This window comes from Pseudomonas shiyinii (assembly GCF_056725765.1).
In genome coordinates this window covers 4,794,497-4,818,453 of sequence record NZ_CM161522.1, presented here as the reverse complement: position 1 = coordinate 4,818,453, position 23,957 = coordinate 4,794,497, and the positions used below count along the sequence as shown (strand labels likewise).

The window sequence follows — 23,957 nt, the reverse complement described above, 5'->3', positions numbered from 1 at the left end:
AAGTTGTATACAAAAATGCCTTCAATTTGTTTCGGATGCTTCTAGACCAAGGTCTGCATTCACGGAAACTTCCCACGAATGAACTACCCTGTTCCCGGTGACGTCCCAATTAGAGGCGCGACGTCTGGAAAAATGAAAGGGAGGGTCATTCATGCTTGCGCAACTTCCACCTGCGTTGCAGAGCTTGCACTTGCCTTTGCGTCTGAAGCTGTGGGACGGCAACCAGTTCGACCTGGGGCCGAGCCCGCAGGTCACCATCCTGGTCAAGGAGCCTCAGCTGATCTCCCAGCTGACCCATCCGAGCCTGGATGAACTGGGTGCCGCCTTTGTCGAAGGCAAGCTTGAGCTCGAAGGCGATATCGGGGAAGTCATCCGGGTCTGCGACGAGCTCAGCGAAGCCTTGCTGGAGGACGAAGACGAAACACCCCCTACGCGTACCGCGCATGACAAGGACACGGACGCTGAAGCCATTTCCTACCACTATGACTTGTCCAACGAGTTCTACCAGCTCTGGCTCGACCAGGACATGGCCTATTCCTGTGCCTACTTCCGCGAACCGGACAACACCCTCGACGAGGCCCAGCAGAACAAGTTCGACCACCTGTGCCGCAAGCTGCGCCTGCAGGCCGGTGACTACCTGCTCGACGTAGGCTGTGGTTGGGGTGGGCTGGCGCGGTTCGCCGCGCGTGAGTATGGCGCCAAGGTGTTCGGCATCACCCTGAGCAAGGAGCAGCTGAAACTGGGCCGCCAACGGGTCAAGGAAGAAGGGTTGGCCGATCAGGTCGACCTGCAGATCCTCGACTACCGGGACCTGCCCCAGGATGGACGGTTCGACAAGGTGGTGAGTGTCGGTATGTTCGAGCACGTCGGCCATGCCAACCTCGAGCTGTATTGCCAGAAGCTGTTCGGTGCCGTGCGCGAAGGCGGCCTGGTGATGAACCACGGCATCACGGCCAAGCACGTGGATGGGCGCCCGGTAGGGCGGGGGGCGGGTGAGTTCATCGACCGCTATGTCTTCCCCCATGGCGAGCTGCCGCATGTGTCGATGATCAGTGCGCGTATCTGCGAAGCAGGGCTTGAAATCGTTGACGTGGAAAGCCTGCGCCTGCACTACGCCAAGACCCTCAACCACTGGAGCGAGAACCTGGAGAACCAGTTGCACAAGGCGGCCGCCCTGGTGCCGGAGAAGACTTTGCGCATCTGGCGACTGTACCTGGCCGGCTGTGCCTATGCCTTCTCCAAGGGCTGGATCAACCTACACCAGATCCTCGCGGTCAAGCCTTATGCAGACGGGCACCACGACCTGCCTTGGACCCGCGAAGACCTCTACCGTTAACTCAAAGGATCGGCGATATCAGCCGCGCGATACGCATCCCGAGCCGTTGCAGGCGATGCGTATCGCGGCTGTCGTCGGCACTGATCTCCCTGGCCTCTTCGAAATCCTTCAGCAACATGGCCTCGACCTGGTCGGCGAAGGTGCGGTCCACGGTCAGCAGTGTGATCTCGAAATTCAACCGGAATGAACGGTTATCCAGGTTGGCACTGCCGATCGCACTGACCTCGTCATCCACCAGCACCACCTTCTGGTGCAGGAACCCTGGCTGGTAGCGGAACATTCTTACACCAGCACGTACCGCCTCGAACGCGAACAGGCTGGAGGCGGCGTAGACGATACGGTGGTCCGGCCGTGCCGGAATGAGGATACGTACATCGACCCCGCGCAGCACCGCGAGGCGCAGTGCCGCGAATACCGCTTCGTCGGGGATGAAGTAGGGGCTGGTGATCCATACCCGGCGGGTGGCCGAGTGGATAGCTTCGAGGAAGAACAGCGCACAGGTTTCCTGGGCATCGGCCGGGCCGCTGGCCAATGCCTGGCACAGCACACCGTTTTCCGGGTAGGTGTCGGGCAGGATCAGTGGCGGCAATTCACGCGCGGCCCAATACCAGTCCTCGGCAAACGACTCCTGCAGGCAGGCCAGCACTGGGCCGCTGACCTGTACATGGGTGTCGCGCCAAGGCGATAGCCGGGGATGTTCGCCGAGGTATTCGTCACCGACGTTGTGTCCACCCAGAAAGCCCAGCAAGCCATCGACCACCACGATCTTGCGATGGTTGCGGAAATTGACCTGGAAGCGGTTGAACCAGCCGCGGCGCGTGGCGAAGGCATGGATCTGCACACCTCCATCGCGCAGGGCCTGGCTATAGCTGGCCGGCAGCGCATGGCTGCCCACCCGGTCGTACAACACATAGACGCGCACCCCCTCGGCGGCCTTGCGCAGCAGTAGCTGTTGCAGCTTTCGGCCGAGGGTGTCGTCATGGATGATGAAGAACTGCACCAGGACCGCTTGGCGTGCCTCGGCGATGGCGGCGAAGATCGCGTCGAAGGTGGCCTTGCCGTTGATCAACAGCTTCACCTCGTTGTTCGCCAGGCAGGGCATGGGCCCCAGCTTGGGCATCGCGCGTAGGGCGGCATAACTCAGCGACTCGCGTGCCGTCAGGGCTTCCTCCACCCAGGGCCGCCAATTGAGGTTGGCCATGGCCACGTGCATCTCCTGATTGGCCTGGCGCCTGGCCTGGATGTAGGCATAGAAGGAGCGAGCACCGAAGACCAGATAAGGAATCAGTGTGAAGTAAGGAATGAAGAAGAGCGACATGGCCCAGGCGATCGCGCCCTGGGCGGTGCGTACGGTGAATACGGCATGCAGCGCGGCGACGATGCCGAGCAAGTGAATCAGGCCGAGTACATAGCCGAAAAAATAGGGGCTGTGGTAGTCCATACGCATCCTGCTTGCTGAGAGCACCGGGATAACAGAGCATGTTCCAGGCCCGCCTTGCAACCCGGAAGCGGAAATGGCGTCTAAGGCTCAACCGGCCAGTAGCCGGTCTTTCGAGGAGCATTCATCCATGAAGATTCGTCTGCCATTGTTGGCCCTGGCATTGGGCCTGGGTGCGCCATTGGTGCAAGCGCAGATGCTGCAACCGGGCTTGTGGGAACTGACCACCAGTAACATGCAGGTCGATGGTAAGCCGTTACCCAATATGGAGTTCATGCTCGGGCAGCTGAAGAACCTGCCACCGGAGCAGCGAGCCATGATGGAAGGGGTATTGGCCAAGCAGGGGATCACCCTGGCGGGAAAAGGCGTGCGTTCGTGCCTCACGCCTGAGCAGGTCAAGACTGATGACATCCCCTTGCAGGACCCTCAGTCCGGCTGCACCCAGAAGATCACCGAGCGTACGGGCAACGTATGGAAGTTCCAGTTCAACTGCCCACGAGCCCAAGGTAACGGTCAGGCAACCTTCCTCAGCGATCGAGAATTCCTGACCCAGGTCAGCGGTACCTTCAATGCCTCCGGTGTACAGCAGCACGGCAGCATGAACACCCGGGCCGTTTGGCTGGGCAGTGATTGTGGTGCGGTAAAGCCACGCAGCTGAGCATCACCAGCGGTATTGGCTGGCAGCAACCGCATCGTGGGCATGCAGGCTTTCTGCATGTTCCACACGCAGGCTGAAGCCAGCCGTCCAGTCCACTCCACGCAATGCCTGGTGCAGCCATCGCGCGGCGTCCTCGCAGAACATCAAGTTCTGGCCATTGGCCAAGGCGAATGCCTGTTCATCGGCGCGCTTTACCGCGGTCTGCACGGCTGTGCCCAAGGCTGCCTCGATCGTGTCGATCAGTTCGGTAATCGGCAGTTGAGCTAGGTTATCCCGTAGTTGAACGCGGACATGTGCTTGGCTGCGCTGGCTGTGTGGCGTGGCGACGATGCCCTGGTTGCTGCCTAGCCATTCCAACATTGCGGCTTGGTCGGGCATTTGTGTGGGGAAGTCGGTGAGAAATTGCTGTTGAATCAGCTGCCGGGCAAGCGCGGCGGAGCAAGGGCAAGTGGATGAATACGGCACCACAACGGATAGTTCCACGTGGAACATTTCATATTCGATCTTCGCATCAAGGGTAACGGGATAGCTCTTCCAGCCCGCCAAGGGGCTGACCAAGGCGGGCCGCTTCAGTAGGTGATCGAACCGTAGGCTCACATAGGCCGCAGACGATAACCCCTCATGGGTCGAGAGGAAGTCGGCCAGCAACCGGCGTAACGACAGCGGATTCAGCTCGGCCTGCTCGAGGGCTTCCAGCGCCAGGTACAGGCGCGACATGTGGATCCCTCGTGAAACACCATCTTCCAGATTGACGCCGACGTCTGCTTGCCCGCAGAGAACGCGGTCTTCATAGCGTAACGGCAAGGCGATGCCCTGCATGCCAACCCAGTCCAGGGGGAGCGTATGAGGTTGGGTTTGGGTGGCGATATCGGGAAGGGTCAGGCTGGTCATCTTGGCGATCCTGGTGAATGCAGCAGCGGCGCACGGGCTTGGCGAAATTGTATTGTTATAATATAACGTATGCAACGCATCGCTTCGAATGCCTTTGCCCGATGAGGTCCCCCATGCCCAACCGTCTCCCTGTCACCGTGCTGTCCGGCTTCCTGGGCGCCGGCAAGAGCACCTTGCTCAATCATGTACTGCGCAATCGCGAAAACCTGCGGGTGGCCGTGATCGTCAATGACATGAGCGAAATCAACATCGACGCCAGCGAAGTACAGCGAAACGTCAGCCTCAACCGGGCGCAAGAGAAGCTGGTGGAAATGAGCAATGGCTGCATCTGCTGCACCTTGCGCGAGGACTTGCTCGAGGAAGTGGCGAAGCTGGCGCGTGAGGGGCGTTTCGACTATCTATTGATCGAGTCCACCGGTATTTCCGAACCCCTCCCAGTGGCCGAAACGTTCACCTTCCGTGACGAGCAGGGGCGCAGCTTGTCCGATATGGCGCGCCTGGACACCATGGTCACGGTCGTCGACGGCCTCAACTTCCTGCGTGACTACCAGGCCGCCGACAGCCTGGCCAGCCGCGGCGAAACCCTGGGCGAGGAGGATGAGCGCTCGATCACTGACCTGCTGGTCGAACAGGTGGAATTCGCCGATGTGCTGCTGCTCAGCAAGATCGACCTGATCAGCCAGCATGAACGCGAAGAACTGATGGCTATCCTGCGCAGCCTCAATGCCCGGGCGCAGATCATCCCCATGGTCATGGGCCAGGTGCCGCTGGAACGCATCCTCGACACCGGCCTGTTCGACTTCGAACAGGCGGCCCAGGCCCCTGGCTGGCTACAGGAATTGCGTGGCGAGCACGTGCCGGAAACCGAGGAATACGGGATTGCGGCCACCACTTGGCAAGCTCGTCGGCCTTTTCACCCTGAGCGCTTCCACGACTTTATCCACAGCGAGTGGACCAATGGCCGCTTGCTGCGTTCGAAGGGGTTCTTCTGGCTGGCCAGCAAGTTCCAGGAGGCGGGCAGCTGGTCCCAGGCCGGTGGCATGATGCGCCATGGCATGGCAGGACGTTGGTGGCGCTTCGTTCCACGAGAGCACTGGCCACAGGACGAGGAGAGTACTGCCGCGATCCTCAAGCATTGGGCAGCCGAAAGCGGTGATTGCCGGCAAGAGCTGGTATTCATCGGCCAAAACGTCGACTTCAAACAGTTATCCACAGAACTGGAAGCGTGTTTGTTGACCGACGAGGAAATGGCGTTGGGCGAAATGGCCTGGCTTCGTTTCAACGACCCTTTCGGGCCTTGGTATGAAGAGGTGGCTTGAGCCTGTGGATATCAAGGACGCTTGACGGGCTTGATCGAAGGGGCATAGTGGGACGACCGCTTTTTCCAGGCACTTTCCCATGCTGCAGAACATCCCTACCCATGTGATCGCAGGCCCATTGGGCGCGGGCAAGACCAGCCTGATACGTCAGCTGTTGGCCCAGCGCCCTTCGAATGAACGATGGGCGGTCCTGGTCAATGAGTTCGGCCTGGTGGGCCTGGATGCGGCGCTTCTGAGCCGTGACAACGAGGGTATTGCCATTGGTGAAGTCGCCGGTGGCTGCCTGTGTTGCGTCAATGGCATGCCGTTTCAAGTCGGCCTGGGGCGTTTGCTGCGCAAGGCCAGGCCCGACCGCTTGTTCATCGAACCGTCCGGGCTTGGCCACCCGGTGCAGTTGCTTGACCAGCTCCGGCTGGCCCCGTGGTCAGGTGTGCTGGCAGTGCAGCCGCTGCTGATGGTCCTGGATACCCAGGCCTTGGCACGTGGCGAGCCATTGCCGGAAGCACAACAGACGGCCTTGGCGGCTGCCGGAGTGCTGGTCTTCAACAAATCGGCGTCTGTGGATGAACAAAACCGCCTGTTGATAAGTGCTCGATTGCCCCATTTGCCAGCCTATTGGACAGAGCATGGGGCATTTGCGTTGGATCATCTACCGAGCAGCGCTCTTGCATTGACAGAATCTGTGGATAAATCACCGGTGGATGAACCTGCGCCCGCCTTGAACGTGCTTTGGCCCGATCCACGCCAACCTATCTGTCTCGCTCAGGCCGGGGAGGGGGGATGGAGTATTGGTTGGCGCTGGCACCCTACGCAGCGTTTCGACTCGGGCCGCTTGGAGCGGTTTCTGCAAGCCTGGCGGTGGCGACGGGCCAAAGGTGTTATCCACAGCGCGATTGGCTGGCAGTCGTTCAACGCCCTCAACGGCGAGGAACTGAGCTGGCAGCCGAGCGAATGGCGCAAGGACACGCGGCTGGAACTGATCTTCGACCAGCCCCAGCCGCTGGACAGCTTGAAGGCCGCATTGGCTGCCTGCTGCCTGGATGACTGATCAGTTATGCCAGCGGTTGTGTTCCTGGCGCCACTGCTGCATCTCGATGACGTTGTCCGATCTGGGTGGCGTCTTGATCTCGAACGGGTAGGGTGCCAGTTCGATCTGCAGGGTGTGGGCGCCGAATTGGGTGACGGTACCCGGATGGCGTTGCTCGCCGGTGACGGTGAATTCGAACCCATAGATACGAGCCAGGCGCTTGCGCCCGTTGGCGTCGCGTACGAACCCGATGCGCTTGAGCGCGACGTTATCGTCGAGCAACTCGAGGTCGAGCTTGGCGCAATGCTGCTTGACCCGCGCGAGCGCCTTCTCGCGTAGCCCATGGTTGTGCCATAACCAGGCGCCGGCGGCGGCTACCACCATTAGGACGAACAGGTTCTCCAGGGTCAACATTTGCTTATGCTCCAAACAGGTCGGTCCAGCTTAACTGTGTCCCTGGCCTGTCGTACAGGTGGTAATCGGGTTCATACTGCGCGCCGCATACTTTTGAAACAGCTTTGGGAAATCGCATGAAACGTACACCGCATCTGCTTGCCATCCAGTCCCACGTGGTCTTCGGCCATGCCGGAAACAGCGCGGCGGTGTTCCCCATGCAACGGGTCGGCGTGAATGTCTGGCCACTCAATACCGTGCAGTTCTCCAACCATACCCAGTATGGCCAGTGGGCCGGCGAAGTGCTTGCTCCAGCGCAAATTCCTGCGTTGGTGGAAGGCATTTCCAACATCGGCGAGCTGGGTCACTGCGACGCGGTGTTGTCCGGATACCTGGGCAGTGCCGAACAAGGGCGTGCGATCCTGGCGGGTGTGCAGCGGATCAAGGCGGTGAACCCAAGGGCGCTGTACCTGTGCGACCCGGTCATGGGCCATGCGGAAAAAGGCTGCATCGTCCCGGAGGAGGTGAGCGAATTCCTGCTCGATGAGGCCGCTTCGGTCGCGGACATCCTCTGCCCGAACCAGCTCGAGCTGGACAGTTTCTGTGGCCGCAGGGCCCAGTCCCTGGACGATTGCGTAGGCATGGCCCGCGGCCTTCTCGAACGCGGCCCGAAGGTGGTGCTGGTCAAGCACCTGGCCTACCCGGGGCGCGCCGAGGATAGCTTCGAGATGCTGCTGGTTACCGGCGAAGGCTGCTGGCACCTGCGCCGACCGCTGCTGGCCTTTCCGCGCCAGCCGGTAGGCGTGGGTGATCTGACCTCGGGGCTGTTCCTGGCACGGGTATTGTTGGGCGAGAGCTGGGTCCAGGCCTTCGAGTTCACCGCTGCGGCCGTGCATGAGGTGCTGCTGGAAACCCAGGCCTGCGCCAGCTACGAACTGCAGCTGGTGCGAGCCCAGGATCGTATCGCCCATCCGCGCGTGCGCTTCGAGGCGCAACGTTTGGCGATCTAGGTCTCTCCAGCTGCTGCTTGTCCTTGCAGGCTCGGCAGGGATTAGATGGAGTCGGTCTTGAGGTTCTGGTAGCGCTGCTCCAGCTCCTGGCGGATCTGCCGGCGTTGCTGGCCCTGCAGGAAGCGGCGTTTTTCTTCGCTGGTTTGTGGCTGGCGAGGCGGTACCTGCACTGGTCGGCGGTTGTCGTCGACCGCGACCATGGTGAAGAAACAGCTGTTGGAGTGGCGCACGGAGCGTTCGCGGATGTTCTCGGTCACCACCTTGATGCCCACTTCCATCGAGGTATTGCCGGTGTAGTTGACCGAGGCGAGGAACGTCACCAGCTCGCCGACATGCACGGGCTCGCGGAAGATCACCTGGTCTACGGACAACGTCACCACATAGGTGCCGGCATAGCGGCTGGCGCAGGCGTAGGCGACTTCGTCGAGGTACTTGAGCAGGGTGCCGCCATGTACGTTGCCCGAGAAATTGGCCATGTCCGGGGTCATCAGGACAGTCATCGTCAACTGGGCGTTTCCAGGTTCCATAGTGTGCTCACGGGTTGGTTGCGCTGAAACGGGGCGGGTATCTGCAGACACTTCTGTTTCCCCTCAATGTGGTTTCACATCCTGGTACGGGACGTCGGCCGAAGCGCCATCGTCACGCGAATCATGCCATCGCTGGCGACGAAATCGCCGATCTGTTTCTTCATATTGCATCGGCTTTCCGCACACAGGCGCGATGTTAACCTGAGCGAGCCCATGCAACTTGGGCTTTCCTGCATTGAAACAGTATGTACTTGCTGCTCGCTCGGGTTTGCCTCGGCAGAGGAGCGGTCTGCCCCGGCAACGAGAAAAGGAGTCCCTCGCCATGCATGCCATCAGCTTCATTCAGGACCTGGCCGTGATCATGCTGGTGGCCGGGGTGGTCACCATTCTTTTCCACCGTTTCAAGCAGCCTGTCGTGTTGGGCTACATCGTCGCCGGCTTCATCATCGGCCCGCACACACCGCCTTTCGGCCTGATCCACGATGAAGACACCATCAAGACCCTGGCTGAACTCGGAGTGATTTTCCTGATGTTCTGTCTGGGCCTGGAATTCAGCTTGCGCAAGCTGTTCAAGGTCGGCGCCACCGCTTTCATCGCGGCCTTCCTGGAAATCGTCCTGATGATCTGGATCGGTTTCGAGATCGGCCGCTGGTTTGGCTGGAACACCATGGACTCACTGTTCCTGGGCGCGATTCTGGCTATTTCCTCGACCACCATCATCGTCAAGGCGCTCAACGACCTGAAGATGAAGCACGAGCGCTTCGCCCAATTGATCTTCGGTGTACTGATCGTGGAGGACATCCTTGGCATCGGCATCATTGCCCTGCTTTCAGGCATCGCGGTCAGCGGTACGGTCAGTTCGGGCGAGGTGTTCTCCACGGTGGGCAAGCTTTCCCTGTTCATGATCGTCGCCCTGGTCATCGGCATCCTGCTGGTGCCACGGCTGCTGGCCTACGTGGCGAAGTTCGAAAGCAACGAGATGCTGCTGATCACCGTGTTGGGCCTGTGCTTCGGCTTCTGCCTGTTGGTGGTCAAGCTCGAGTACAGCATGGTCCTGGGGGCGTTCCTGATCGGCGCGATCATGGCCGAATCCCGGCAGTTGCTTAAGATCGAGCGTCTGATCGAACCGGTACGCGACCTGTTCAGTGCCATCTTCTTCGTGGCCATCGGCCTGATGATCGACCCGCGCGTGCTGGTCGACTACGCCTGGCCGATTGCGGTAATCACCGTGGCGGTGGTGCTGGGCAAGATGCTGTCGTGCGGCATGGGGGCCTTTATCGCCGGCAACGACGGGAGGACCTCATTGCGGGTGGGGATGGGCCTTTCGCAGATCGGCGAATTCTCCTTCATCATCGCGGCCCTGGGTATGACCTTGCAGGTCACCAGTGACTTCCTCTACCCCGTAGCGGTGGCTGTCTCGGCCATTACGACGTTACTCACGCCCTACCTGATTCGCGCCGCCGACCCCTTGTCGCTGAAGCTCGGCAAGGTGGTGCCCGCTCGGCTGGCACGGGTGTTGTCGCTGTACGGTGAATGGCTGCGCAGCATCCAGCCTCATGGGGAAGGCGCCATGGTGGCTGCGATGATCCGGCGCATCCTGTTGCAGGTGGGTGTGAACCTGGCGTTGGTGATCGCGATCTTCTTCAGTGGCGGTTATTTCGCTGAGCGTATCGGCACCTGGCTCATGGAGTGGGTCGGTGATATCAGTCGGCAGAAGGCGTTGATCTGGGGCGCCGCGCTGTTGTTGTCGCTGCCGTTCCTGATTGCTGCCTACCGCAAGCTCAAGGCGCTTTCGATGTTGCTCGCCGAACTGGGCGTAAAGCCCGAGATGGCCGGGCGGCATACCCAGCGTGTGAGGCGAGTGATTGCCGAGGTGATTCCGTTGTTGTCGCTGTTGGTAATCTTCCTGCTGCTGTCCGCGCTTTCGGCGAGCATCCTGCCGACCAACGAGCTCTTGCTGGTGATCGCAGTGGTAGCGGCAGTCGTGGTGGCGTTGCTGTGGCGTTGGTTCATCCGGGTTCATTCCCGCATGCAGATCGCCCTGCTGGAAACGCTGGACAACAATCGTGACCAAACCCATTGAGGGGGAGGGCTTTCTGCGCTTGATTTGATCGAAGTCCGAGGGGATGGAGCGGTAGCGACGCGGCCAAGCGCAGAAAGCCAGGCGATTCTACGCGGAGTGGTGGCTAAGAGCCATGCTTGGCATGTAGGCAAAGCCTACAAAGACTGTAGGCTTTTGCTGGCCCTGTGCAGCGCAGGTGTCAGCTTTCCAGCCAGATATCCCTGGCCCAATGCCAGACAGATTCCCAGTTGTCTTCGGCGATGGCTTCTTCATCGCCATCCCATAGGACCACGGTGCCGTCTTCCTCGACACAGTAGTAGTTGTTGCCGTCCTGGCACAGGGGGATCAGGTCCCGGGGCACGCCCGCGTCCCAGGCGTTCGCGGCAACGTCTGGCAAATAGGTGTGGGACTGCGGATCGGTGACGGTGACAGGTTCCAGGCTGCCATAGACCACGTCGCTGACGGTCAGCAGAAATTCCTTGAACACGAAGGGAATATTGATGAACAGCTGCTCTTCGATCTCTACCAGCAAGTCCTCGTCTGGCAGCTCCAGCGGCACGGGGACTGGCTCATTGGCTTCCCGGAGTTGTTCGATCACTTCTTCCACGGCTTACATCCTCTGACCTTGATGACAACGCTGCGCGTTATACCCTAGTAGGCCAGTCTGCCAAAAGCAAAAACCCCGGGCAGGGGCGGAAACAAAAAGCTTGGGGCCGCTTTGCGGCCCTATCGCGGGACAAGCCCGCTCCTACAAGAACGGTGCAACACCGAACGCCAGGAGCGGGCTTGTCCCGCGATAGGGCTGCAAGGCAGCCCCAATATTTGCCAGACGAAGAATCAGCCGTTCTGGCGGATACCGGCGAGCAGCCAAGGCTGGTTCTCGCCCTGTGCACGCTCCATATGCCAGCTTTCGCTGAACGCTTCGCCCTGGTCGAAGCGCGAGGTCTTCGAAACGCCGTGGAAGGTCAGGGTCGCGATGGTCTTGTCGGCGCGGTCATCGACGCCTTCGAGCTGCACATCGAGGTTGTCGATGTAGGTGGATTGGAAGCCATCACCCAGGTCGGCACGCTCGCGCTTGAGGAATTCGAGCATCTGCGGGGTGACGAACTCGGCAATCTTGTCCATCTCGTTGGCATCCCAGTGTTGCTGCAGCGACATGAAGTGGTTGCGTGCGGCGCTCAGGAAGTTCTGCTCGTTGAACCAGGCCGGTGCGTTGATCACCGGTGCGGCGGCAGGCGCTGCGGCGCCACCGAAGACCGACGGCTGGGCTGGCTGGGCATGGCTTTCACGCTGGTAGGGTGCGTGGCCGGCGGCAGCGTGCTGCGGCTGCTGCTGACGACGACGCGCGGCGATGAAGCGGAACACCAGGAAGGCGATCAGGCCCATGATCAGGAAGTCGAGGATCTGCATGCCCTGGAAGCCGTCGCCCATGAACATGGAGGCCAGCAGGCCGCCCGCGGCGATACCGGCCAATGGGCCCAGCCAGCGCGAAGCACCGCTGGCGGCGGCCGGAGCACGGCCAGGAGCGGTCGGCGCGGCGGCCGGCGTGGTTGGCGTAGCCTGGCGGGTCTGGTGGATAGGCGCGGAGCCCGAGCTCTTGCCGCCGCCGAAACGCTTGGCGTTGGCGTCCAGGCTCAGCGTCAAGCCGACGCACAGCGCCAGTACGATGCTAAGAAAACGTTGCATAGATGGGATTTCCCCTGTGGGTGGATTGCACGCGCGTCATGTTGCACAGGTTATTGTGCACATGACCAGCGCCATAATGTTTCCATCTTTTGCCTGATGGGCCTGTACCCAAGCCCATTCAGTGCATAGGACCTTTCGTCAGTGGACGAAAGAAAAGTCTACAAGCGGCTGGAAGCCTTGCGTCCGGTATCAGATCGCTTCCAGTTTGGCGTAACCCAGCATCAGCCACTTGCTGCCCTCGGCGAAGTTGACCTGCACCCGTGCCTGGGCACCCGAGCCTTCGAAATTGAGGATCACGCCCTCACCGAACACCGAATGCTGCACCCGCTGGCCCAGGGTGAAGGCCGTTTGCGGAATGCTGGCGTTGGCGAACAGGCTGCTCGAGCTGCTCTGGTTCCCGCCGAAGGGGCGACTGACGCTATTGGACAGACGCACTTCCTGTACCAGCCCTGCCGGAATTTCCCGTACGAAACGCGACACCTTGTTATAGGTTTCGCTGCCATACAGGCGACGCGTTTCGGCGTAGGTCATGATCAGCTGGCGCATGGCCCGGGTGATGCCCACGTAAGCCAGGCGACGTTCCTCTTCCAGGCGGCCGGGCTCTTCCAGGCTCATCTTGTGAGGGAACAGGCCTTCTTCCATGCCTACCAGGAACACATAGGGGAACTCCAGGCCCTTGGCGCTGTGCAGCGTCATCAACTGCACGCTGTCTTCATGTTCGTCCGCCTGGGCATCGCCGGCTTCCAGGGAAGCATGGCCGAGGAAGGCCGACAGTGGCGAAAGGTCGGCATCCTCTTCGCTGGTCTCGAAGTTGCGTGCGGCGCTGACCAGTTCCTCAAGGTTTTCTACCCGTGCCTGGCCTTTTTCGCCTTTTTCTTCCTGGTGGTAGATGATCAGGCCGGACTGCTCGATGACGGTCTGGGTCATCAGGTGCAGTGGCATGTCCAGGGTCTTGGCTGCGAGGTTTTCCATCAGCTCGATGAAGGCGCCCAAGGCGCTTGCCGCGCGGCCTTTCAAGGCTTTGGCGGCGAGCAGTTGGCACATGGCCTCCCACATTGACAGCTGGCTATGCCGGGCGTGGTCACGGATGGCTTCGACGGTTTTCTCGCCGATGCCACGCGGCGGCACGTTGATCACCCGCTCGAGGGCAGCATCGTTGCCGCGGCCCTCGAGCAGGCGCAGGTACGCCATGGCGTTCTTGATTTCGGCGCGCTCGAAGAACCGTTGGCCGCCGTAGATGCGATAGGGAATGCGTTCGCGCAGCAGGGCTTCTTCCAATACCCGCGACTGGGCGTTGGAGCGATACAGGATGGCGATGTCGTTGCGCGCATTGCCTTGCCTGATCAGGCTCTCGATCGTCTCGACCACATAGCGTGCTTCGTCGTGTTCGTTATAGGCGGCGTACAACGTCAGCGGCTCGCCTTCGCCCATGTCGGTCCAGAGTTCCTTGCCCAGGCGCCCGCTGTTGTTGGCGATCAGGGCGTTGGCCGCCTTGAGGATGCCGCCGGTGGAACGGTAGTTCTGCTCCAGACGGATCAGCTCGGCATCAGGAAAATCGGCCGTGTACTGGTGAATGTTCTCGATCTTGGCTCCGCGCCAGCCATAGATCGACTGGTCATCGTCGCCCACGGCCATCAAGCTGCCGCCGTTCTGGCCAGCCAGTAGGCGCAGCCAGGCGTACTGCACAGCGTTGGTGTCCTGGAATTCGTCCACCAGCAAGTGACGGAAGCGTCGCTGGTAATGCTCGAGCAGCCCAGGGTGGTCGCGCCACAGGTCCAGGGCGCGCAGCAGCAACTCGGAGAAATCGATGACCCCGGCACGTTCACAGGCCTGCTCGTAGGCTTCGTAGATACTGCGCATGGTGCCCAGGAACAGGTCGCCGCCGGCCTGGATATGCTGCGGGCGCAGGCCTTCGTCCTTCTGCCCGTTGATGAACCACTGGGCCTGGCGTGCCGGCCAGCGCTGCTCGTCGAGGCCAAGCTCGCGAATCACCCGCTTGACCAGGCGCTGCTGGTCGTCGCTGTCGAGAATCTGGAAGTTCTGCACCAGGCGCGCTTCCTGCCAATGCGCACGCAACAGGCGGTGCGCAAGGCCGTGGAAGGTCCCGACCCACATGCCCGCTGGGTTGATGCCCAGCAGCTGCTCGATCCGCTGGCGCATTTCGGCGGCGGCCTTGTTGGTGAACGTCACCGACAGGATCGAATGCGGCGAAGCCTGCTCGACCTGAATCAGCCAGGCGATGCGGTGCACCAGCACGCGGGTTTTACCGGAACCGGCGCCAGCAAGCACCAGCTGACGCCCAAGCGTGGCCGCGACGGCCTGGCGTTGGGCATCATTGAGGGAGTTCAACAGGAGGGAGAGGTCGTCTGTGTGCATCCGGCCATTCTAGGGCCAAGCCGGTTAAGGGACAAACACCTACTGTATGAATATTCACCTTTTGATGTTGTCGCTCATCGGGTCGCTCATGACGCCCGGTCGCCGGTTGGGCTTCGATACCACTGGTTGCCATGCCTGGCCAGCAAACTGTTGGCCTGCTCTGGCCCGTTGCTTCCTGCAGCGTAGTGGCGAGGAGGCTGGAAGTGCTCCTCCCAGCCCTTGAGGATCGGGTCGATCCAGGCCCAGGCGGCTTCCACTTCGTCACGTCGCATGAACAGCGTCGAGTCCCCTTCGAGCACGTCCAGCAACAAACGCTCGTAGGCCTCCCAGCGGCGGGTCTGGCCGAACACCTGGGCCAGGTTCAGGTCCAGCTCGACCGGCGCCAGGCGCATGCCTTTGCCCGGGCTCTTGGTCATCATGCGCAGGCTGATGCGCTCCTCGGGCTGCAGCTGGATCAGCAGCTGGTTGACTTGGCCGCCGTTGAACAACTCGTGTGGCACCGGTTTGAATTGGATGACGATCTGCGATGAGCGCCGCGCCATGCGCTTGCCGGTACGTAGGTAGAAGGGCACGCCGGCCCAGCGCCAGTTGTCGATATGCGCGTGCACGGCGACGAAGGTCTCGGTGTCGCTGTCGTTGTCCACATCCTTTTCGAAGTAGTAGGCCGGCACTTCCTGGCCGCCGATGTGTCCGGCGCCATACTGGCCGCGCACGGTCTTGTCCTGCACGTCCTGGCCGGTTATCGGCTTTAGCGCCCGCAGGATCTTCACCTTTTCATCACGCACCGCCTCGGCGTCGAACTGCGCCGGTGGCTCCATGGCCACCAGGCACAACAGCTGCAATAGGTGGTTCTGCAGCATGTCGCGGGTCGCTCCCGCGCGGTCGTAGTAGGCGCCGCGGTTCTCCACGCCCAGGGTTTCGCACACGCTGATCTGTACATGGTCGACCTGGCTATTGCGCCAAACCGGCTCCAGCAGGGCATTGGCAAAACGCAGTGCCATGAGGTTCTGGACCGTTTCCTTGCCCAGGTAGTGGTCGATGCGAAACACCTGGGTCTCGTCGAATACCGCACCAATGGCTTCGTTGATCGCCGTGGCCGACTCCAGCGAGTGGCCGATGGGCTTCTCCAGCACGATGCGTGCTTCGCTGTCGGCAAGGCCGGCGATGCGCAGGTGGTTGGCGATGGGCACGAACAGGTTGGGTGCGGTGGCCAGGTAGTAGATGCGGGCCAGCCCTCCAGGCTCGCCCAGGTAGCGCGCAAGGCGCACGAAATCGGCGCTTTGCAAGGCATCCATGGCGAAATAGTCCAGGCGTGCACAGAAGCGCCGCCAGACATCTTCTTCGAAATCGTTGCGGGCGATCTGGGCCCGACAGTTACGTTCGGCGAGCTTGAGATACTCGTCCCGTGGCAGGTTGCGCCGGGCCAGGGCGATGATCCTCACGGCGTTGTGCAGGCGGCCCTCGCGATACAGGTGATAGAGCGCCGGCAGCAGTTTGTGCAGGGCCAGGTCGCCCGTACCACCGAATACCAGGATGTCGCAAGGAATAGTCAAAACCACCACTCTCCACATTCGTTTAGCTGGGCGGGTCGCGGGTCTTGTAGTATAACTACAAGAAAGCTACATCCCGGCCAGCCGATCATAACCGAGTCCAGCCTGTGAATCTGTTGCAACATATCGCCCAATCGCGCCATTTGCTGCGCAAATCGGAACTGAAAGTGGCCGACCATGTGCTGCTCGATCCGGCTGCCGTCATGCACAGCTCCATGGCCGACCTGGCTCACAGCGTTGGGATCAGCGAGCCGACCATCGTACGTTTTTGCCGGGCGATCGGTTGTTCGGGCTTCCAGGATCTCAAGCTCAAGCTGGCGCAGAGCCTGGCTGCTGGCGCCAGTTTCGGGCAGTTCGCGATCCATGAGGACGACTCGGTCGCCGACTACAGCCTGAAGATCTTCGATACCACGCTACATACCTTGATGGAGGTGCGCGAACACCTCAATCCCCAGGCCTTGCAACAGGCGGTAACCGCCATGGCCCAGGCCCAGCGCGTGGAGTTCTATGGCTTTGGTGCTTCCGGTGCGGTGGCGGCCGATGCCCAGCACAAGTTCTTCCGCCTGCTGCTCAGTGCCGCGGCCTATTCCGACCCGCACATGCAGGCCATGTCTGCGGTGACGCTCAAGCCTGGCGATGTGGCGGTGTGCATTTCCCAATCGGGCCGCTCCAAGGACCTGCTGATCACGGCCAACCTGGTGCGTGAAAGCGGGGCCAACCTGATCACCCTGTGCCCGAGCCAGACGCCGTTGGCTGAATTGTCCACCGTCAACCTGGCCATCGATGTGCATGAAGATACCGAGATCTACACCCCGCTGACCTCGCGTATCGCTCACCTGGTGGTGATCGACGTGCTGGCGATGGGCGTGGCCATGGCCCGCGGGCCGAGCCTGGTCAACCACCTCAAGAGCGTCAAGCGCAGCCTGCGCAGCCTGCGGCTGTCGCCCAAGTCGATCAAGGCTACCGACGACTGATCGCTGTAGCCTGTGCTGGCGCTTTCGCCCGCGAAAAGGCGGTATAGGCAGGAAAATTCACGATTCTGTCACCAAACCACCGCAAAACCGTAAACCCCCAAGGCCAGTCTGAAACTCCCGCATCCTTTCTGGGAGACAGGCAATGGCACGTGATCATGACGGTTCGTACCAACCCAGCGCCAAGGCTCGCAAGCAGCAGGAAAAGGACCAGCGCCGCATGGAGTTCCGCCGCGCGATCGAAAGCTACTGCGACCAGCGCCAACTGCTTCGCGAGATCACCGATTACCCTGACCTGCAAGACATCACGGTATGGCAGGTATCGGCGGCATCTTCCCCGAAAATCGCTCCACAAGCCCGCTGATCTTCGCACGTTCATTGCGGATGAACGCCAGGAACGCCAACGCCACCGGCGACTGACGCTTGGCCTTGGACTGCACCACGCACCAGCTGCGATACAGGGGTAGTTCTTCGACCGGCAACTCCTTCAACACGCCGGTGGCCAGCTCCATGTTCACGGCGTGGCGAGTCAGCAGGGCGACGCCCAGGCCTGCGATCACGCACTCGCGCTGGGCGTCGGCGGAGGCGACTTCCAGGGTCTGGGTGAAATGCACACGCTTATCCTTGAAGTATTCTTCGCAGGCCTTGCGCGTGCCCGAGCCCTGCTCGCGAACCAGTAGCGTGTGAGGCTCCAGGTCCTGCAGGCGGAGTTTTTCCAGCTTGCACAGCGGATGGTCCGGCGGTGCCACGGCAACGATAGGGTTGTTCAGGAACGGCATGAATTCCAGGCCCATGTCCTGGGGCACCATCGACATGATGATCAGGTCGTCGCGGTTGTCCGAGAGGCGCCGGATCGCCTGGGCGCGGTTGACCACCGTCAGGGTCAGGTTGACCTCTGGGTGGCGCTGCTTGAACGCGGCGAACAGGTGCGGCACGAAGTACTTGGCGCTGGATTCGATCGCCAGCTTGAGTTGCCCCTGCAGCGAGCCCTGCATGTCCGACAGCTGCATGTCGAGGTTTTCCAGGCGCCCGAAGATGTCCCGGCTGGCGCGTTGCAGGGCTTCGGCCGCCTCGGTGAGGTACAGCTTCTTGCCGACATATTCGAACAACGGCTGGCCGACCAGCTCTTCGAGCTGGCGGATCTGTAGACTTACGGCGGGTTGCGTCAACGCCATCTCTTCGGCCGCCCGGCTGTAGGAGCGCAGGTCGCACACTTCGTTGAAGATCTGCAACTGCCTTAAAGTCATGCGCATCAATGACTTACGCATTTTCCCCCGCCTCCGCGCAATACCTTGTTACGGCACTATAAGCTTTTGCTAATGCCGACCCTAACAAATATTGATTTTTGTTTATCAACCTACAGCGCTAGGGTGAATGTGCGACTGGCCAGCAGCGTCTGGTCACGCCGACCGGCAGTACCGGCTCGTGTGTTCCATCGGCTTTGGGAAGACTCCAGTGATAAAAAAAATCCTGATCGCCAACCGGGGTGAAATCGCAGTTCGGATCGTGCGTGCGTGCGCCGAGATGGGCATTCGCTCCGTGGCGATCTATTCCGACGCCGACCGTCATGCCTTGCACGTCAAGCGCGCCGACGAGGCCTACAGCATCGGTGCCGAGCCCCTGGCCGGCTACCTGAACCCGCGCAAGCTGGTGAACCTCGCTGTGGAGACCGGCTGCGACGCCTTGCACCCAGGTTACGGTTTCCTTTCGGAAAATGCTGAGCTGGCGGAAATCTGCGCCGAGCGTGGCATCAAGTTCATCGGGCCGGCCGCTGATGTCATTCGCCGCATGGGCGACAAGACCGAAGCGCGTCGCACCATGATCCAGGCCGGTGTCCCGGTCACCCCCGGTACCGAAGGCAACGTCGCCGATATCCATGAGGCCCTGGCCGAGGGCGACCGCATCGGTTACCCGGTAATGCTCAAGGCTACGTCCGGTGGCGGCGGCCGTGGTATCCGTCGCTGCAACAGCCGCGAGGAACTGGAGCAGGCCTTCCCCCGCGTGATTTCCGAAGCGACCAAGGCGTTCGGTTCGGCGGAAGTGTTCCTGGAGAAGTGCATCGTCAACCCCAAGCACATCGAGGCGCAGATCCTGGGTGACAGCTTCGGCAACGTGGTGCACCTGTTCGAGCGCGACTGCTCGATCCAGCGCCGTAACCAGAAGCTCATCGAGATCGCCCCAAGCCCCCAGCTGACCCCGGAGCAGCGTGCCTACATCGGCGACCTGGCCGTGCGCGCAGCCAAGGCAGTGAACTACGAGAACGCCGGTACCGTGGAGTTCCTGCTCGCCGATGGCGAGGTGTACTTCATGGAGATGAACACCCGTGTGCAGGTGGAACACACCATCACCGAGGAAATCACCGGCATCGACATCGTTCGCGAACAGATCCGCATCGCCTCGGGCCTGCCCCTGTCGGTCAAGCAGGAAGACATCCAGCACCGCGGCTATGCATTGCAGTTCCGTATCAACGCCGAAGATCCGAAGAACAACTTCCTGCCCAGCTTCGGCAAGATCACCCGTTACTACGCGCCCGGCGGCCCAGGCGTGCGTACCGATACCGCGATCTACACCGGCTATACCATCCCGCCGTTCTACGACTCCATGTGCCTGAAGCTGGTGGTCTGGGCGCTGACCTGGGAAGAAGCCATGGACCGCGGCCTGCGGGCCCTGGACGACATGCGCGTGCAAGGCGTCAAGACCACCGCCGCGTATTACCAGGAGATCCTGCGCAATCCGGAATTCCGTAGCGGCCAGTTCAACACCAGCTTCGTGGAAAGCCATCCGGAACTGACCAACTACTCGATCAAGCGCAAACCCGAAGAGCTGGCCCTGGCCATCGCCGCCGCCATTGCTGCACACGCAGGCCTGTGAGGAACCGAATAATGTCCAAGAAAATCTTTGTCACCGACACAATCCTGCGCGACGCCCACCAGTCCCTGCTGGCCACCCGCATGCGCACCGAAGACATGCTGCCGATCTGCGACAAGCTCGACAAGGTCGGCTACTGGTCGCTGGAAGTCTGGGGTGGCGCCACTTTCGATGCCTGCGTGCGCTTCCTCAAGGAAGACCCATGGGAGCGCCTGCGCAAGCTGCGCGCCGCACTGCCCAACACCCGCCTGCAGATGCTGCTGCGCGGCCAGAACCTGCTGGGCTACCGTCACTACAGCGATGACGTGGTCAAGGCCTTCGTCGCCAAGGCTGCGGTCAATGGCATCGACGTGTTCCGTATCTTCGACGCCATGAACGACGTGCGTAACCTGCGCGTGGCCATCGAGGCAGTCAAGGCTGCCGGCAAGCACGCCCAGGGCACCATCGCCTACACCACCAGCCCCGTGCACACCATCGATGCCTTCGTGGCCCAGGCCAAGCAGATGGAAGCCATGGGTTGCGACTCGGTGGCGATCAAGGACATGGCCGGCCTGCTGACCCCCTACGCTACCGGCGAGCTGGTCAAGGCGCTGAAGGCCGAGCAGTCGCTGCCGGTGTTCATCCATTCCCACGATACCGCGGGCCTGGCCGCCATGTGCCAGCTCAAGGCGGTGGAAAACGGTGCCGACCACATCGACACCGCTATCTCCAGCTTCGCCTGGGGTACCAGCCACCCGGGCACCGAGTCGATGGTCGCCGCCCTCAAGGGCACCGAGTTCGACACCGGCCTGGACCTGGAGCTGCTGCAGGAAATCGGCCTGTACTTCTATGCCGTACGCAAGAAGTACCACCAGTTCGAAAGCGAGTTCACCGCCGTGGATACCCGCGTGCAGGTCAACCAGGTCCCGGGCGGCATGATTTCCAACCTGGCCAACCAGCTCAAGGAGCAGGGCGCGCTCAACCGCATGAACGAAGTGCTGGCGGAAATTCCGCGGGTGCGCGAAGACCTCGGCTTCCCGCCGCTGGTCACCCCGACCTCGCAGATCGTCGGTACCCAGGCGTTCTTCAACGTGCTCGCCGGCGAGCGCTACAAGACCATCACCAACGAGGTGAAGCTGTACCTGCAAGGTGGCTATGGCAAGGCGCCGGGCGTGGTCAACGAGCAGCTTCGCCGCCAGGCGATCGGTAGCATCGATGCGATCGACGTGCGCCCGGCCGACTTGCTCAAGCCGGAGATGGCCAAGCTGCGTGCCGAGATCGGCAACCTGGCCCGCTGCGAGGAAGATGTGCTGACCTTCGCCATGTTCCCGGACATCGGCCGTAAGTTCCTCGAAGAGCGTGAAGCCGGCACCCTGGTTCCTGAAGCCCTGCTGCCGATTCCAGAAACGGGCGCTGTGGCCGGCCCGGGCGGCGAAGGTGTGCCGACCGAGTTCGTCATCGACGTACACGGCGAGACCTACCGCGTCGACATCACCGGTGTAGGTGTGAAGGCCGAGGGCAAGCGCCACTTCTACCTGTCCATCGACGGCATGCCGGAAGAGGTGGTCTTCGAGCCGTTGAACGAGTTCGTCAGCGGTGGCGGCAGCAAGCGCAAGCAGGCCAGCGGCCCAGGCCACGTAAGCACCACCATGCCGGGCAATATCGTCGATGTGCTGGTCAAGGAAGGTGACACGGTCAAGGCCGGCCAGCCGGTGCTGATCACCGAAGCCATGAAGATGGAGACCGAGGTCCAGGCGCCGATCGCCGGCAAGGTCACCGCCATCCACGTGGCCAAGGGCGATCGTGTCACGCCGGGCGAGATCCTGATCGAGATCGAAGGCTGATCGAAGCCTTCGACGACAAGCGGTTTACCTCATGGGGAGCGATATGCTCCCCTTTTTTTGTGCTGCCTCTTGTACGCAATCGCGGGGCAAGCCCGCTCCCACAGGCTGGACTGCTCCCGGTACCACTTTCTTGGGGCCGTCGACCTTGTGGGAGCGGGCTTGCCCCGCGATTGCGTCAGTTCTGGCGACTCAGTCCGTGCGGCAAGCCTCCAAAGTCTTCAATTGCCCGCCAGGCCGCTGATTCTCCTCGCTCAACCAGCGCTCGAACCCCGCTGCCACCGCCGGCCATTCCTCGTCGGTAATCGAATACCAGGCAGTATCGCGATTGTGGTCCTTGACCACCATGTGATTGCGGAACACCCCTTCGAAGACGAAGCCGAAACGCTCGGCTGCACGCTTGGAGCGGGCGTTGGCGTTGTTGCATTTCCATTCCAGGCGACGATTGCCCAGGGCGAAGCCGAGCTTGCCCAGCAGGTAGACCGCCTCGGTACCTTTCGGGGTGCGCTGCATGGCAGCGCCAAAGGCGATATGGCCGATCTCGATGCGGCCATGGTCGGGAACGATGGACATCAGGCTGAGAATACCCTGCACCTGGCCGTTGGCGCGGTCGATGACGCTGTAGAACAGCGGGTCGCGGCCTGTTGCATTGCCTTGCAGCCAGCGATCGAAGGCCTCGCGTTCGCTGAAGGGGCCATAGGGCAGGTAATCCCATAGGGCAGGGTCGGAGCCTGGGCCCTGCAAGACCGTCCACAGGTCTTCGCCGTGGCGTACCGGGTCGAGCTTCTCCAGGCGGATGAACCGGCCTTCGATGGGCTCGGCCTTGGGTGTTGCGGCGGGCTTGAAGTTCAGTGCGTCGCGCATGGTCGGCCTACAGTGGTTTACGGAATTGAATGAAACCTGGCCGTTCGGCGACCTGTTCGTACAGGCTGATCGCGGTGGCGTTGGTTTCGTGGGTCAGCCAGTGCACCTTGATGCAGCCGGCGGCCTTGGCGGTGGCATAGACATGCTCGATCAGTTGCCGGCCGATACCCAGGCCGCGCTGCTGGCCATCCACGTACAGGTCTTGCAGGTAGCACGAATTTTCGATGCTCCAGTTGGACCGATGATAGATCCAGTTGACCATCCCTACCGCCTTGCCATCGACCCACGCCAGGGCCGCATGGGTAGGCTCGTTCGGGTCGAGCAGGCGTTGCCAGGTGCTGGCGCTGACGGCTTCCGGCAGTTCGGTTTCATAAAACCGTAGGTAGGCCTGCCACAGGGCGAGCCAGGCAGCATGGTCGGTGGCGCTTACTGGGCGCAGGACAATCTCGGACATGGTGGTTTTCCTTTTCCTTCAGAGTGAATGCATGTGTGCGGCAAGCTGGTTGTCCAGGTGATCCGCGCTGGCGGCCAGGCCTTCGCGTACGCCTCGGATATCCTCGGCCGAGCGGTTCTGGCTGAGCTTGCGCGCGCCTTGCAGGCGGGTGATGGGCACGCGAATGCCGACGATGGCGCGAAGCATGCCGTCTAGGTAGTCGCGCGGGGCATCGCTCACCTTCCAAGGCTCGGCGCGCCCTTGTTCGTGACGATCGCTCAGGCGGCTGACAAGCTCGAGCAGGCGAGGGGCGTCGTGGAACACCTCGACCGGGCCGTAGGCATGGACGGCCAGGTAGTTCCATGTCGGCACTACCTTGTGATGCTCGGCTTTGCTCGGGTAGTAGGACGGGCTGACGTAGGCATCGGCGCCGGCGAATACCAGCAAGGCTTCACCGCCCTGGGCCAAGGCCTGCCATTGAGGGTTGGCCCGGGCCAGGTGGGCATAGACGGTCCCATATTCGCCTTCATGAGGTGCGAGCAAAACCGGCAGGTGGGTCGCCAGCAGGCCTTGTTCGCCATGGCTGACCAGTACGGCGAGGCGGGTGTCGAGCATCTGCTGGTGCAGGCGCTCGAGATCATGTTCCTGGTGGGGCTTGGCGTTGTACATGGCGCAGGTCCTTGTTCGATGGCTCCATCCTAGGCAGGCTATTGGTACCAGGTAAGAGC

Annotated in this window: 22 protein-coding genes; 10 read left to right on the top strand and 12 right to left on the bottom strand. The window is 61.5% G+C overall.

Annotated features, from left to right (window positions below):
• The first annotated feature begins 151 nt into the window (after positions 1-151).
• The gene (cfaB, locus tag ACXHGZ_RS21815; RefSeq protein ID WP_480461513.1) at positions 152-1,336 is read left to right on the top strand and encodes a C17 cyclopropane fatty acid synthase CfaB; all 1,185 of its coding nucleotides are present in this window, start codon (positions 152-154) and stop codon (positions 1,334-1,336) included.
• 1 nt (position 1,337) lies between these two features.
• Here cfaB and cls read toward each other — a convergent pair whose 3' ends face one another.
• On the bottom strand, positions 1,338-2,777 hold the full coding sequence (gene cls, locus ACXHGZ_RS21810) for a cardiolipin synthase (RefSeq protein ID WP_480461512.1): 1,440 nt from the start codon (positions 2,775-2,777) through the stop codon (positions 1,338-1,340).
• Between the two features lie 127 nt (positions 2,778-2,904).
• Between cls and ACXHGZ_RS21805 the strand changes: the two genes are divergently transcribed.
• Complete coding sequence (locus tag ACXHGZ_RS21805) at positions 2,905-3,432, top strand: DUF3617 domain-containing protein (protein ID WP_480461510.1); 528 nt, start codon at positions 2,905-2,907, stop codon at positions 3,430-3,432.
• Between the two features lie 3 nt (positions 3,433-3,435).
• On the opposite strand, the gene folE2 is transcribed toward ACXHGZ_RS21805, so the two are convergent.
• Positions 3,436-4,323 (bottom strand): GTP cyclohydrolase FolE2, encoded by an 888-nt coding sequence (gene folE2, locus ACXHGZ_RS21800; protein ID WP_480461508.1) that lies wholly within the window; start codon positions 4,321-4,323, stop codon positions 3,436-3,438.
• 113 nt (positions 4,324-4,436) lie between these two features.
• Between folE2 and zigA the strand changes: the two genes are divergently transcribed.
• Both zigA and ACXHGZ_RS21790 read left to right on the top strand, forming a co-directional pair.
• Positions 4,437-5,642 (top strand): zinc metallochaperone GTPase ZigA, encoded by a 1,206-nt coding sequence (gene zigA / locus ACXHGZ_RS21795; protein ID WP_480461506.1) that lies wholly within the window; start codon positions 4,437-4,439, stop codon positions 5,640-5,642.
• A gap of 79 nt (positions 5,643-5,721) precedes the next feature.
• Positions 5,722-6,690: a CobW family GTP-binding protein gene (locus ACXHGZ_RS21790; protein WP_480461504.1), complete on the top strand. Its 969-nt coding sequence runs from the start codon at positions 5,722-5,724 to the stop codon at positions 6,688-6,690.
• Here the strand turns inward: ACXHGZ_RS21790 and ACXHGZ_RS21785 are convergent, their stop codons facing one another.
• Positions 6,691-7,083, bottom strand: coding sequence for a DUF3301 domain-containing protein (locus tag ACXHGZ_RS21785; RefSeq protein ID WP_324813489.1), 393 nt, complete (start codon positions 7,081-7,083; stop codon positions 6,691-6,693).
• Between the two features lie 116 nt (positions 7,084-7,199).
• Here ACXHGZ_RS21785 and pdxY point away from each other — a divergent pair, with 116 nt between their 5' ends.
• Positions 7,200-8,072, top strand: a complete 873-nt coding sequence (gene pdxY, locus ACXHGZ_RS21780; RefSeq protein WP_480461502.1) for a pyridoxal kinase PdxY — start codon at positions 7,200-7,202, stop codon at positions 8,070-8,072.
• Between the two features lie 41 nt (positions 8,073-8,113).
• Here pdxY and ACXHGZ_RS21775 read toward each other — a convergent pair whose 3' ends face one another.
• Positions 8,114-8,599: an acyl-CoA thioesterase gene (locus ACXHGZ_RS21775; RefSeq protein WP_084855288.1), complete on the bottom strand. Its 486-nt coding sequence runs from the start codon at positions 8,597-8,599 to the stop codon at positions 8,114-8,116.
• A gap of 322 nt (positions 8,600-8,921) precedes the next feature.
• Here ACXHGZ_RS21775 and ACXHGZ_RS21770 point away from each other — a divergent pair, with 322 nt between their 5' ends.
• Positions 8,922-10,682 (top strand): cation:proton antiporter, encoded by a 1,761-nt coding sequence (locus ACXHGZ_RS21770; RefSeq protein ID WP_224457455.1) that lies wholly within the window; start codon positions 8,922-8,924, stop codon positions 10,680-10,682.
• 178 nt (positions 10,683-10,860) lie between these two features.
• On the opposite strand, the gene ACXHGZ_RS21765 is transcribed toward ACXHGZ_RS21770, so the two are convergent.
• The 4 genes from ACXHGZ_RS21765 to zwf form a co-directional block, all read right to left on the bottom strand.
• Positions 10,861-11,268 (bottom strand): SMI1/KNR4 family protein, encoded by a 408-nt coding sequence (locus ACXHGZ_RS21765; RefSeq protein ID WP_480461499.1) that lies wholly within the window; start codon positions 11,266-11,268, stop codon positions 10,861-10,863.
• A gap of 230 nt (positions 11,269-11,498) precedes the next feature.
• Positions 11,499-12,347, bottom strand: coding sequence for a Tim44 domain-containing protein (locus ACXHGZ_RS21760; protein ID WP_480461497.1), 849 nt, complete (start codon positions 12,345-12,347; stop codon positions 11,499-11,501).
• A 189-nt stretch (positions 12,348-12,536) separates the two neighbouring features.
• Complete coding sequence (uvrD, locus tag ACXHGZ_RS21755; protein WP_480461495.1) at positions 12,537-14,723, bottom strand: DNA helicase II; 2,187 nt, start codon at positions 14,721-14,723, stop codon at positions 12,537-12,539.
• An 86-nt stretch (positions 14,724-14,809) separates the two neighbouring features.
• On the bottom strand, positions 14,810-16,276 hold the full coding sequence (gene zwf / locus ACXHGZ_RS21750) for a glucose-6-phosphate dehydrogenase (protein ID WP_480461493.1): 1,467 nt from the start codon (positions 16,274-16,276) through the stop codon (positions 14,810-14,812).
• Between the two features lie 104 nt (positions 16,277-16,380).
• Between zwf and hexR the strand changes: the two genes are divergently transcribed.
• Positions 16,381-17,247 carry a transcriptional regulator HexR gene (gene hexR / locus ACXHGZ_RS21745; RefSeq protein ID WP_043209971.1) on the top strand — a complete coding sequence of 289 codons (867 nt, stop codon included), beginning with the start codon at positions 16,381-16,383 and terminating at the stop codon, positions 17,245-17,247.
• A 142-nt stretch (positions 17,248-17,389) separates the two neighbouring features.
• Complete coding sequence (locus tag ACXHGZ_RS21740) at positions 17,390-17,608, top strand: PA3496 family putative envelope integrity protein (protein WP_084855293.1); 219 nt, start codon at positions 17,390-17,392, stop codon at positions 17,606-17,608.
• Here ACXHGZ_RS21740 and ACXHGZ_RS21735 read toward each other — a convergent pair.
• The gene (locus tag ACXHGZ_RS21735) at positions 17,550-18,512 is read right to left on the bottom strand and encodes a LysR family transcriptional regulator (protein WP_084855294.1); all 963 of its coding nucleotides are present in this window, start codon (positions 18,510-18,512) and stop codon (positions 17,550-17,552) included. The genes ACXHGZ_RS21740 and ACXHGZ_RS21735 overlap by 59 nt on opposite strands.
• Before the next feature lie 187 nt (positions 18,513-18,699).
• Between ACXHGZ_RS21735 and ACXHGZ_RS21730 the strand changes: the two genes are divergently transcribed.
• Positions 18,700-20,115 (top strand): acetyl-CoA carboxylase biotin carboxylase subunit, encoded by a 1,416-nt coding sequence (locus ACXHGZ_RS21730; RefSeq protein ID WP_070093419.1) that lies wholly within the window; start codon positions 18,700-18,702, stop codon positions 20,113-20,115.
• 11 nt (positions 20,116-20,126) lie between these two features.
• Entirely contained in the window at positions 20,127-21,935 is a 1,809-nt protein-coding gene (gene oadA, locus ACXHGZ_RS21725; RefSeq protein WP_480461491.1) for a sodium-extruding oxaloacetate decarboxylase subunit alpha, read from the top strand.
• Positions 21,936-22,124: 189 nt separating this feature from the next.
• Here oadA and ACXHGZ_RS21720 read toward each other — a convergent pair whose 3' ends face one another.
• The 3 genes from ACXHGZ_RS21720 to ACXHGZ_RS21710 are packed head-to-tail and all read right to left on the bottom strand — an operon-like array spanning position 22,125 to position 23,898.
• Entirely contained in the window at positions 22,125-22,796 is a 672-nt protein-coding gene (locus ACXHGZ_RS21720) for a GNAT family N-acetyltransferase (RefSeq protein WP_480461489.1), read from the bottom strand.
• 7 nt (positions 22,797-22,803) lie between these two features.
• On the bottom strand, positions 22,804-23,250 hold the full coding sequence (locus ACXHGZ_RS21715; protein WP_480461487.1) for a GNAT family N-acetyltransferase: 447 nt from the start codon (positions 23,248-23,250) through the stop codon (positions 22,804-22,806).
• Between the two features lie 18 nt (positions 23,251-23,268).
• The gene (locus ACXHGZ_RS21710; protein WP_480461486.1) at positions 23,269-23,898 is read right to left on the bottom strand and encodes an FMN-binding negative transcriptional regulator; all 630 of its coding nucleotides are present in this window, start codon (positions 23,896-23,898) and stop codon (positions 23,269-23,271) included.
• Positions 23,899-23,957 lie beyond the last annotated feature (59 nt).